This is a genomic window from Streptomyces swartbergensis (assembly GCF_002148965.1).
Lineage (GTDB): Bacteria > Actinomycetota > Actinomycetes > Streptomycetales > Streptomycetaceae > Streptomyces > Streptomyces swartbergensis.
Map to the genome: position 1 here is coordinate 1 of NZ_NGFN01000285.1, position 11120 is coordinate 11120.

An 11120-nucleotide genomic window follows, 5' to 3' on the forward strand; every position below is an offset into this window, starting at 1 on the left:
GGACCCGGAGCAGCTTCCGCCCCCGCACCTGATCCCCACGACTCCCCGCCCACCTCCGACACCCGCCCGCGCAAGTCCTCGATGTTCTCCTCCCTGAAGGTGAGGAACTACCGCCTGTTCTTCATGGGACAGGTCGTCTCCAACATCGGCACCTGGATGCAGCGCATCGCCCAGGACTGGCTCGTCCTCAGCCTCACCGGCTCCTCCGCGGCCGTCGGCATAACGACGGCACTCCAGTTCCTGCCGATGCTGCTCTTCGGCCTCTACGGCGGTGTCCTCGTCGACCGGCTGCGCAAGCGGCCCACCCTGCTGGTCACCCAGTCGGCGATGGCCCTCACCGCCCTCGCCCTCGCCGTCGCCGTCCTCACCGGCCATGTCCAGGTGTGGCACGTGTACGTCGCCGCCTTCGCGGTCGGTCTCGCCACGGTGGTCGACAACCCGGCCCGGCAGTCCTTCGTCTCCGAGCTGGTCGGCCCGCGGCAGCTGCAGAACGCGGTCAGCCTGAACTCGGCGAACTTCCAGTCCGCCCGCCTGGTCGGCCCCGCCGTCGCGGGCATACTGATCACCGGCGTCGGCACCGGCTACGCGTTCCTCTTCAACGGCCTGTCCTTCATCGCGCCGCTCACCGGCCTGCTGCTGATGCGCGCCCGCGAACTGCACGTCGTCGAGCGCGCCCCGCGCGGCAAGGGGCAGCTGCGTGAAGGCGTGCGCTATGTCACCGGCCGCCCGGAGCTGATCTGGCCGATCGTCCTGGTCGGATTCGTCGGCACCTTCGCCTTCAACTTCCCCGTCTACCTCTCGGCCTTCGCGGACGACGTGTTCCACGCGGGCGCGGGCGCCTACAGCATGTTCAACACGCTGATGGCGGTCGGCTCGGTCGCGGGCGCGCTGCTCGCCGCCCGGCGCGGCACCGCCCGGCTGCGGCTGCTGATCGCGGCGGCCCTGGTCTTCGGAGCGCTGGAGATCGTGGCGGCCACGACACCGACGCTGTGGATGTTCGCCCTGCTCATGGTCCCGCTGGGCCTGTTCGGCATGACGGTCAACGTCACGACGAACACCAGCATCCAGATGTCCACGGACCCGGCCATGCGCGGCCGTGTCATGGCCCTCTACATGATGGTCTTCCTCGGCGGCTCCCCGGTCGGCGCGCCGATCGTCGGCTGGATCACCGACACGTACGGCGCCCGGGTCGGCCTCGCGGCCGGCGGTGCCGTCGCGGCCGTCGCCGCGGCCGTGATCGGCCTGATCCTGGCCCGCGTCGGCAACCTCCGCCTGTCGGTCGGCTGGCACCGCGGCCACCCACGGGTGCGGTTCGTTCCCCGGGAGCAGCAGGAGGAACTGGCTCCGGCGGTGTAGGCCCTGTCGTCACCTTCCCGCCTGCCCCGCAACGCCATGCACGCCCTCTCGCCGCACCGGGCACAGACCCACGTACAGACCAGTACGAGGGCCTGCGCCCGGCACGGCGAGAGCACGCACCTGACGCCGCGGGGCCCGCCCTTCGGGCGGACGACGGGAATGTGACGACAGGGCCTGGCCCGGGGCGGTGGCGGCAGACTGGCCGTATGAGACTCTTCGCCGCCGTGCTGCCCCCTGACGAGGTGCGTCGTGAACTCGGTGCCGTGGTCGACGAGCTGCGCAAGCTTCCCGGTGCCGACGGGATGCGCTGGACCGGCCGTCCCGGCTGGCACTTCACGCTCGCCTTCTACGGCGAGGTCGACGACGACCTCGTACCCGGGCTGTCGGCCCGCCTGGAGCGCGCCGCGCACCGTACCGCACCCTTCCCGCTGGCCGTGCGCGGTGGCGGTCAGTTCGGGCACGGCAAGGCGCTGTGGGCCGGGGCCGAGGGTGACCTGGCGACCCTGCGGCTGCTGGCCGAGCGGGCGGAGGCGGCGGCGCGGAAGGCGGGAGTGCCGATGGGGGAGCACCGCCGGTACAAGGCCCACCTGTCGCTGGCACGGAGCCGGGAGGCAGGGGACGTGCGAGCGTACGTGGACGCCCTGGCGGGATTCACGGGCCGGACCTGGACGGTGGACGAGCTGGCGCTGGTGCGGAGCAATCTGCCGGTGTCGGGGGTTCCGGGGGAGCAGCCCCGGTACGAGGCGGTCGCCCGCTGGCCGCTCGGCGGCGCCGGTTAGGCTCGGTGGCGTGGACCCGAAAACCCGCAACCGGATCATGGCCGGTGTGCTTGTGCTGATGTTTCTCGTCGTCGCCCTGGCTTCCGTGCTCGGGAGGTAGGGCGGTGGGGGAACTGCGGACGGCTGCCCTTCGGCCGCGGACCGGTGGGGGCTCGTCGCGCAGTTCCCCGCGCCCGTGACGGGGCGCTTGCCCTCACGGCGTTACCAGGCGAATGCCTCCGGCGACGGGCCCGGGCCCGGGAAGATCTCGTCCAGGCCGGTCAGGAGCTCCTCGGGCAGCTCCAGCTCGGCCGCGTGGACCGCGGAGGCGAGCTGCYCGGCCGTGCGCGGGCCGACGATCGGGCCGGTCACCCCGGGGCGGGTGAGCAGCCAGGCCAGGGCGGCCTCGCCGGGCTCGACGCCGTGCTTGTCGAGCAGGTCCTCGTAGGACTGGATCTGCGCGCGGGTGGCGGGGTCGGCGAGCGCGTCGGCCGCGCGGCCGGAAGTGCGGCGACCGCCCTGGGCCTCCTTCTTGAGCACACCGCCCAGCAGACCGCCGTGCAGCGGCGACCAGGGGATCACGCCGAGCCCGTAGTCCTGAGCGGCCGGGATGACCTCCATCTCGGCACGCCGCTCGGCGAGGTTGTACAGGCACTGCTCGCTGACCAGCCCTATGGTCCCGCCCCGCCGGGCGGCGATCTCGTTGGCCTGGGCGATCTTGTAACCGGGGAAGTTCGACGAGCCGACGTAGAGGATCTTGCCCTGCTGGACCAGGACGTCGATCGCCTGCCAGATCTCCTCGAAGGGCGTGTCCCGGTCGATGTGGTGGAACTGGTAGACGTCGATGTAGTCGGTCTGGAGCCGCTTGAGGCTGGCGTCCACGGCCCGCCGGATGTTGAGGGCGGAGAGCTTGTCGTGGTTGGGCCAGGCCGGGCCGTCGGCGCCCATGTTGCCGTAGACCTTGGTGGCGAGGACGACCTTGTCGCGCCGCCCCTCGCCCTTGGCGAACCAGTTGCCGATGATGCTTTCGGTGCGGCCCTTGTTCTCGCCCCAGCCGTAGACGTTGGCGGTGTCGAAGAAGTTGATGCCCGCGTCCAGCGCCGCGTCCATGATGGCGTGGCTGTCGGCCTCGTCGGTCTGCGGGCCGAAGTTCATGGTGCCGAGGACGAGCCGGCTGACCTTGAGTCCCGTGCGTCCGAGCTGCGTGTACTTCATGCCGCCCAAGCCAACGTCTTGAAGTGCGCTCCAAGCAAGCACGTGTTGCCCTCAGGCGGACGGCAACGTCAGTCGCGGGGGAACTCGTCGGTCTTGAGGGTGAGGCCGATGTCCGTGACGGTGAGGTCGACGCCCCCGCCGAAGGCGACCGTCGTCTCCGTGAGGTAGTCGCCGTCCTTGGGCTGGGTGTACAGGTGGCACTTGCCCTGGTACGGGTCGGCGATGAGGTAGACGGGGACTTCGGCGAGGGCGTAGGCGGTCTTCTTCGGGCCGTAGTCGTTGTGGGCCGTGCCCTTCGAGATGACTTCGGCCACGAACTCGATGTCCTGGCAGCGCCAGAGGCCCTTCTCGTTCTTCTCGGCTCCCTCGGCCACGAGAGTCACGTCGGAGGCGAATCCGTTGAGGTGCCCCGGGTAGTCGACGCGGACGTCCGATTTCACGCGCTTGCGCGGGTACTTGGTACGCAGCTGCTCGCAAATGTCGGCGATGATCTCCCAGTGCGTGTCCCGCTGCGGCACCATGAAGATGGCGCCCTCGACGATCTCGACCTTGTAGCCCTCGGGGGTGGTCCGCTCGAGCGACTCGAACAGCTCGTCCAAAGTCAGCTCGTCGTCTGCCTCGGCCATCTCGATCCTGTCTTCAAGGACGGTCATCGTGGCGCTCCTGCCCGGCCATCCCATGGACGTGGGCAGCCGCGCAGTACAACGATACGCACGGTGACCAGGACACGGGATAGAGCGCATATGCCAGAGCAGCCCGCCACCGACCACCTCGTCCAGCTGCTCCGCACCACCCTCGGCGACTCCCTCCTCGGCATCTACCTGCACGGCTCCGCCACCCTCGGCGGCCTCCGCCCGCACAGCGACATCGACGTCCTGGCCGTCGTACGGGACCGCACGACGCACGCCCAACGCCGCGCCCTGGTCGAGGAGTTGCTCAAGGTGTCCGGCATGGGCGGGCGGCGGAACGTCGAGCTGATCGTCGTCGTGCGGGACGACGTACGGCCCTGGCGCTACCCGCCGACCTGCGACTTCCTCTACGGCGACTGGCTGCGCGCGGACTACGAGCGCGGAGTGACCCCGGGCCCCGAGCCCAGCCCCGACCTCGCGCCTCTCCTCACCATGGTCCTGCGCGCCGACGCCCCGCTCCTCGGGCCGCCGCCCGCGAACCTCCTCGACCCCGTCCCGCACGAGGACCTCCGGCGCGCCATCGTCGCCGGCGTGCCGGAACTCATGGACGAACTGCACACCGACACCCGCAACGTGCTGCTGACCCTCGCCCGGATCTGGACCACCCTCGTCACCGGGACCATCCGCTCGAAGGACGCGGCAGCCGAGTGGGCGCTCGACCGGCTCCCCGCCGAGCACCGTCCCGTCCTCGACCGCGCCCGGGCCGTCTACCTGGGGGAGGAGGCGGAGCGCTGGGACGACCTGGCGCCCCGGCCCTGTGCGGAGTTCCTGACCCGGATGATCACCGAGAGTTACGCCTCGTAGGGCTCGCCGAGGTCCCAGGCCTGGTACATCGCCTCCGCGAAGGCCGCCGCGATCTTGTGCTCGCCGCTGTCGTTGGGGTGGGTGCCGTCGTAGGTGTCGGCGTGGATGTCGTAGGAGGGCGGGGTCGAGGCCAGGAGGACGGGCGAGCCGGGCTCGTCGAGGTCCGCGGCCGTCTTCGCCAGCAGTTCGTTGAAGCGGGCGACCTCGGCGGCGAAGGCCGGGTCGGACTGGGCCCGCACGTTGGGGGTCACCGGCAGCCACACCATCCGCACCCGCCGGTTCGCCGCCCGTGCCTCGGCCGCGAAGGCCCGGACGTTCTCGGCGGTCTGCCCGGCGTTCGTGTAGAAGCCCAGGTCGATGAGGCCGAGGGAGACCAGGAGCACGTCCGCGCGGCACGAGCGCACCGCCTCGCCGATCAGCGGCGCCATGTGCAGCCAGCCCTCGCCCCAGCCGGCCAGGTGGGCACGGGGGAAGTCCGGGTCGGCGTACGCGTACGAGGTCGGGGCGTCGGCGAGCTTGTCGTGGAGCGTCTCGCGCGGGCCGACGAGGGTGAAGGGGCCGCCGTAGGACCGGCACAGGTGCTGCCACATCCGGTAGCGCCACGTGTGTTCGCCCGCGCTCCCGATCGTCATGGAGTCACCGACGGGCATGAACCTGAGCATCCGCTCATCATGAACGATTCAGCCGCCGGACGGGGTGTGAGTCGGACCACGCACAGATCCCGAAAAATAATCGGCCGGCGATGTCGAGAACCCGCGTCCGGCTCCGTCCCCGGGGTGAACGCGACCACAATGGATCGCACCAGCTCCGAGGAGAACACCATGGCCAAGTACCTGCTGCTGAAGCACTACCGCGGCGCCCCGGCACCGGTCAACAACGTGCCGATGGACCAGTGGAGCCCGGAGGAAATCTCGGCGCACATGCAATACATGAACGACTTCGCGGCCCGGCTGGAGAAGACCGGCGAGTTCGTCGACGGCCAGGCGCTCGCCCCCGAGGGAACATGGGTCCGCTACGACGGTGAGGGGCGCCCGCCGGTCACCGACGGCCCGTTCGCGGAGACCAAGGACCTCATCGCCGGCTGGATGGTGATCGACGTCGACAGCTACGAGCGCGCCGTCGAGCTGGCCGGGGAGCTGTCGGCCGCCCCCGGTGCGGGCGGCAAGCCGATCCACGAGTGGCTGGAGCTGCGCCCGTTCTACGGCGTGTCGCCCACCATCACGGAGTGACGACTCAGATGAACGAGGCCCTGCTCCGGAGCCTCACGCCGAGCGTGCTCGCCGTCCTCGTCCGCCGCGGAGCCGACTTCGCGGCGGCCGAGGACGCCGTGCAGGACGCGCTTGTCGAGGCGCTCCGGGTCTGGACCGCCGACCCTCCGCGGGATCCCAAGGGCTGGCTGGTCACCGTGGCCTGGCGCAAGTTCCTCGACGCCACGCGCGCCGACGCGGCCCGCCGCCGGCGTGAGGACCGCGTCGACGAGGAGCCGGCGCCCGGGCCCGCGCCCGCCGTGGACGACACGCTGCAGCTCTACTTCCTGTGCGCCCACCCGTCGCTGACGCCGTCGTCCGCGGTCGCGCTCACGCTGCGCGCCGTCGGYGGSCTGACCACCCSCCAGATCGCCSSGGCSTWCCTGGTGCCSGAGGCCACCATGGCSCAGCGCATCAGCCGGGCCAAGCGCACCGTCTCCGGCGTGCGGTTCGACCAGCCCGGCGACGTCGCCACCGTGCTGCGCGTCCTCTACCTGGTCTTCAACGAGGGCTACTCCGGCGACGTCGACCTCGCCGCCGAGGCCATCCGGCTCACCCGGCAGCTCGCGGCCGTGATCGACCACCCGGAGGTGGCGGGGCTGCTCGCCCTCATGCTGCTCCACCACGCCCGGCGTGCCGCCCGGACCGCGCCCGACGGCAGCCTGGTGCCGCTCGCCGAGCAGGACCGCGGCCGGTGGGACACCGCGTTGATCGCCGAGGGCGTCGGGATCCTCCAGGCGGCCCTCGCGCGCGACCGGCTGGGCGAGTTCCAGGCCCAGGCCGCCATCGCGGCACTCCACGCCGACGCGCCCACCGCCGAGGAGACCGACTGGGTGCAGATCGTCGAGTGGTACGACGAGCTCACGCGCCTGACCGACAGCCCGGTCGTCCGGCTCAACCGCGCGGTCGCCGTCGGGGAGGCCGACGGACCGCGCGCCGGCCTGGCGGCGCTCGCGGCGCTGGACGCCTCACTTCCCCGCCACACCGCGGTGGCCGCGTACCTCCATGAGCGCGACGGCGACCTGGCGACGGCGGCACGGCGGTACGCCGAGGCGGCCCGGAAGGCACCCAACCTCGCCGAGCGCGACCACCTGACCCGCCAGGCCGCCCGGCTCAACGCCCGCCGAAGCGGCTGACGGGTCCCGCCCCGATCCACGACCACATCCCCCGACTACTCACACCGGGATGGCAGGCTTGGGGCATGCGCCGACCGTTCGCCATCCTCACCGCGGCCCTCCTCGTGGGCGCCCTCGCCGTGCCCGCCTCCGCCGCCGACGGCGACGAGGACTTCACGATCAAGGACCCGCGCATCACCGAGTCCAGCGGTCTGGCCGCCTCCCGACAGCACCCCGGCATCTACTGGACGCACAACGACAGCGACGACGGCCCCTACATCTACGCCGTCGACAGCGGCACGGGCGAGACCGTCGCCCGCCTCACCCTCACCGGCGTCGGCACGCCGCGGGACGTCGAGGCCATCTCCGTCGGCCCGGACAACCGGCTCTACATCGGCGACATCGGCGACAACCTCGGCGGCAGCTGGCCCCACGTGTGGATCTACGAGCTGCCCGAGCCGAAGACGCTGAAGGACCAGACGATCCGGGCCACGCAGTACGTCGTGAAGTACTCCGACGGGGCCCGCGACGCCGAGTCCCTCGTCGTGCATCCCAAGACCGGCCGCGTCTACATCGTCGACAAGAACGAGCAGGGCGGGCACCTGTACGAGGGGCCCGCCGAGCTCTCCGCCTCGGGCACGAACGTCTTCCGGCCCGTCGCGGCCGTGCCCGACCTGGAGGCCACCGACGCCACGCTCTCCCCGGACGGCGAACACCTCGTCGTCCGCAGCTACTTCGGCGCGATCGCGTACGACTGGAACGGCGGGAAGATCAAGCGGAAGGAGCGGCTCGGCGTGCCGTTCCTCGGGCAGGGCGAGTCCGTCACGTACACCGCCGACGGGACGAGGCTCATGTACGGCGCCGAGGGGGCCGACAGCTCGGTGGAGGGGCAGGACGCGCCCGGTGGCTCAGGCTCCTCCGGCAGCGGGAGTCCGGCCGCACGGGGCGACGGCGCCGGCGGCGACGGGCTCGGCGGCAACCTCAAGACCGGCGCCGTCGCCGTGGCCGTGGCCTGCGCCGCCCTGCTCGGCCTGCGCGGGCTGAGGCGACGGAGGTAGCAGGCGGGAGGCGGCGCGGCGCAAGCAGCAGCCGGAGGTGACGGCTTACGGAGCCGACTCGCCCCGGCGTTGGGCCACGAGTACCTCCAACCCGTCCAGGATCCGCTGGAGTCCGAACCCGAAGTGGTCGAAGTCGGGCCCGAACGTGTCCTCGGAGAGCGACGCCATCACCGGGTAGCGGCCCGAGGCCAGGACCTTCTCCAGCACCGGCACCTGCGCCTGCCAGAACTCCGCGTCCGTCAGACCCGTCCGGCGCTCCGCCTCCTGCTCGTAGAGCTGCGTGCGCGCGGCCCCGACGACGTACCCGTCGATCATGATGATCGTGGAGACCAGTTCGGGGTCGGTCAGCCCCATCGGGCGGATCAGGGTGAGGACCTTCTCCATGCCGTCCATGGCGCTCGGGCCGAGGATCGGGCGGGACTGGTTGACCTGGAGCAGCCAGGGACGGCGGCGGTAGAGGGCGAGGGTCTCGCGGGCCATGGCCTCCAGGGCGGCGCGCCAGCCGCCGTCGCCCAGGTCGGCCGGGTTCTCCGAGGGGCGCTGGACCCGGTCCAGCATCAGGCGCGGCGAGGACGAGGCGGCGCCGCATGCCGCCGCTGGGTTCAAGAAGCTGAGCCGCTAGCGGGCGGAACGCGCGCCTCCCGGAGGCTTGACGCGCTCATGGTGCGTCAGTTTCCTGGGAGGTGCGCGGCGCACATGGGAGCGCTCCCATCCATGTTCCGGGGCCGCGCCTCCCCCGAGAGGAAGCAGCCATGTTCCGCACTCTGCGAAGAGCGCTGTGCGTCGCCGCGGCGCTCCTGTTACCCCTGGCCGGTACGCAGTCGTCGGCACACGCCGACGTCGGCGCGCAGGCCGGTGCCGGCTACTGGCACACCAGCGGCCGGCAGATCCTGGACGCGGCCGGGCAGCCGGTCCGTATCGCCGGCGTCAACTGGTTCGGCTTCGAGACCGCGAACCACGTCGTCCACGGCCTGTGGGCCCGCGACTACAAGAGCATGATCGACCAGATGAAGTCGCTGGGCTACAACACCATCCGGATGCCCTACAGCGACGACATCCTCAAGCCCGGCACCATGCCCGACAGCATCAGCTACGACGGCAAGAACACCGATCTGCGCGGGCTGACGTCCTTGCAGGTCCTGGACCGGATCGTGGCGTACGCCGGTCAGGCCGGCGTCAAGATCGTCCTCGACCGGCACCGCCCGGACGCGGCGGGCCAGTCGGCGCTCTGGTACACGGCGTCGGTCCCCGAGTCGACCTGGATCGCCAACCTCAAGTCCCTGGCGACGCATTACAAGGGCAACCCCACGGTCATCGGCATCGACCTGCACAACGAGCCCCGCGACCCCGCCTGCTGGGGCTGCGGCGACACGGCCCGGGACTGGCGCCTGGCCGCCCAGCGCGCGGGCAACGCGGTGCTGTCGGTCAACCCCGAGCTGCTGATCATGGTCGAGGGCGTGCAGTCGTACAACGGCGCCAACGGCTGGTGGGGCGGCAACCTCATGGGCGTCGCCCAGCACCCGGTCCAGCTGGACGTCCCGAACCGGCTGGTCTACTCGGCCCACGACTACGCCACGTCGGTGGCCCAGCAGCCGTGGTTCAGCGACCCGTCGTTCCCCGCCAACATGCCGGAGGTCTGGGACCGGTACTGGGGCTACGTCTTCAAGCAGAACATCGCGCCGGTGTGGCTCGGCGAGTTCGGTACGACGCTCCAGCCGGCGGTGGACCAGAAGTGGCTGTCCGCGCTGGTGACGTACCTGCGGTCGACGTCGGCGTACGGCGCCGACAGCTTCCACTGGACGTTCTGGTCCTGGAACCCCAACTCCGGTGACACGGGCGGGATCCTGAAGGACGACTGGCAGACCGTGGACACGGTGAAGGACGGATATCTGGCGGCCATCAAGGCGCCGGGCTTCGAAGGCGGTGGGTCCGGGCCGGGCCCGGGCGGTGGCACGGCCGCCTGCTCCGCCGCCTACACCGTCAGCAGTGACTGGGGCGGCGGTTTCAACGCCGAGGTGAAGGTGACCAACACGGGCAGTGTTCCGCTCAAGTCCTGGAAGGTGATCTGGACCTGGCCCGGCTCCCAGAAGGTCACCAGCATGTGGAACGCGTCGTACACGCAGAGCGGGACGAGCGTGACGGCTGTGAACGCCGCGCACAACGGGAGCGTCCCGGCGGGAGGTTCGGCGAGTTTCGGCCTCGGAGGTACTCCCGGGGGCGGGGCCGCGCCGAGTGTGACGTGCGCGGCGATGTGACGTCGGTGTGACGGGGGCGCCCGGTGCTCGCCGGGGTGCCCCCGGATCACGTGCGTATGGCCATGTACCTGACCGGGTTCGCGGGCAGTGCCCTTCTGCTGATGCGGAAGATTCCATGCTCGCCCGCCCCGCAGCGGCGTACTCTAAACCACATGGTGCTTAATCGTGCCAAGACGGAACATACAGGACAGGAATCGTCAAGCGATCCGAGCCTCCCTGTGTTCGTCGATGCCTCCGGCCGACGTGCGCGCAATCTGCGGCGCGCCGGTTACGGGCTGGCCGCCTGCGCAGCCACTTATATGGCGGTGCTGGGGATGAGCCTGATGGGAGCAACGCCCTTTGCGCCGGGGACGATCCTGCCCGGTGACATAGCGGCGCCTGCCGCACCGGAACCCCGCACCCCGGGCCGGACGCCCCTGAAACCGACGGACGGCCCTTCGGTCACAGCCGGCCCGAGCGCCCTGCCCGTTCCGCAGCTCACCGCGCCCGGCAGTCCCTTTGCTCCGCCCCTCGTGCCAGGGAACCCACCGACCAGCGCACCGGCACCGCCTGACACACCAGGACCACAGGCACCAACGACACAAGCGCCACTCTCACCGGARCAGCCCACGGCCACCGATGCC

The 11120-nt window shown here is 71.2% G+C and carries 10 protein-coding genes and 1 pseudogene; 7 read left to right on the plus strand and 4 right to left on the minus strand.

What is annotated here, in order from left to right:
- A partial coding sequence (locus CA983_RS32725) for an MFS transporter (protein WP_244207192.1) occupies nucleotides 1-1356 on the plus strand: 1356 nt, incomplete at its 5' end.
- A 206-nt stretch (nucleotides 1357-1562) separates the two neighbouring features.
- Nucleotides 1563-2135, plus strand: coding sequence for an RNA 2',3'-cyclic phosphodiesterase (gene thpR, locus CA983_RS32730; protein WP_086604424.1), 573 nt, complete (start codon nucleotides 1563-1565; stop codon nucleotides 2133-2135).
- Nucleotides 2136-2336: 201 nt separating this feature from the next.
- Here thpR and CA983_RS32735 read toward each other — a convergent pair whose 3' ends face one another.
- Nucleotides 2337-3329, minus strand: coding sequence for an aldo/keto reductase (locus tag CA983_RS32735; RefSeq protein WP_086604425.1), 993 nt, complete (start codon nucleotides 3327-3329; stop codon nucleotides 2337-2339).
- 68 nt (nucleotides 3330-3397) lie between these two features.
- Entirely contained in the window at nucleotides 3398-3982 is a 585-nt protein-coding gene (locus CA983_RS32740; RefSeq protein WP_086604426.1) for a Uma2 family endonuclease, read from the minus strand.
- Between the two features lie 90 nt (nucleotides 3983-4072).
- On the opposite strand from CA983_RS32740, the gene CA983_RS32745 reads away from it, so the two are divergent.
- Complete coding sequence (locus tag CA983_RS32745) at nucleotides 4073-4822, plus strand: aminoglycoside adenylyltransferase family protein (protein ID WP_086604427.1); 750 nt, start codon at nucleotides 4073-4075, stop codon at nucleotides 4820-4822.
- On the opposite strand, the gene CA983_RS32750 is transcribed toward CA983_RS32745, so the two are convergent.
- Nucleotides 4810-5484 (minus strand): GDSL-type esterase/lipase family protein, encoded by a 675-nt coding sequence (locus CA983_RS32750; protein WP_086604428.1) that lies wholly within the window; start codon nucleotides 5482-5484, stop codon nucleotides 4810-4812. The two genes, CA983_RS32745 and CA983_RS32750, sit on opposite strands and share 13 nt — an antisense overlap.
- A 159-nt stretch (nucleotides 5485-5643) precedes the next feature.
- On the opposite strand from CA983_RS32750, the gene CA983_RS32755 reads away from it, so the two are divergent.
- The 3 genes from CA983_RS32755 to CA983_RS32765 all read left to right on the plus strand — a co-directional run bounded on the left by CA983_RS32755 (nucleotide 5644) and on the right by CA983_RS32765 (nucleotide 8242).
- A complete protein-coding gene (locus CA983_RS32755) occupies nucleotides 5644-6051 on the plus strand; it encodes a YciI family protein (protein WP_086604432.1) in 408 nt (135 codons plus the stop codon).
- An 8-nt stretch (nucleotides 6052-6059) separates the two neighbouring features.
- Nucleotides 6060-7205, plus strand: coding sequence for an RNA polymerase sigma factor (locus CA983_RS32760; protein WP_086604429.1), 1146 nt, complete (start codon nucleotides 6060-6062; stop codon nucleotides 7203-7205).
- A gap of 65 nt (nucleotides 7206-7270) precedes the next feature.
- Entirely contained in the window at nucleotides 7271-8242 is a 972-nt protein-coding gene (locus CA983_RS32765) for a hypothetical protein (protein WP_086604430.1), read from the plus strand.
- A gap of 45 nt (nucleotides 8243-8287) precedes the next feature.
- Here the strand turns inward: CA983_RS32765 and CA983_RS32770 are convergent.
- A pseudogene (locus tag CA983_RS32770) lies at nucleotides 8288-8803 on the minus strand (TetR/AcrR family transcriptional regulator C-terminal domain-containing protein); the annotation flags it as partial.
- A 191-nt stretch (nucleotides 8804-8994) separates the two neighbouring features.
- On the opposite strand from CA983_RS32770, the gene CA983_RS32775 reads away from it, so the two are divergent.
- On the plus strand, nucleotides 8995-10497 hold the full coding sequence (locus CA983_RS32775; protein ID WP_086604431.1) for a cellulase family glycosylhydrolase: 1503 nt from the start codon (nucleotides 8995-8997) through the stop codon (nucleotides 10495-10497).
- Nucleotides 10498-11120 lie beyond the last annotated feature (623 nt).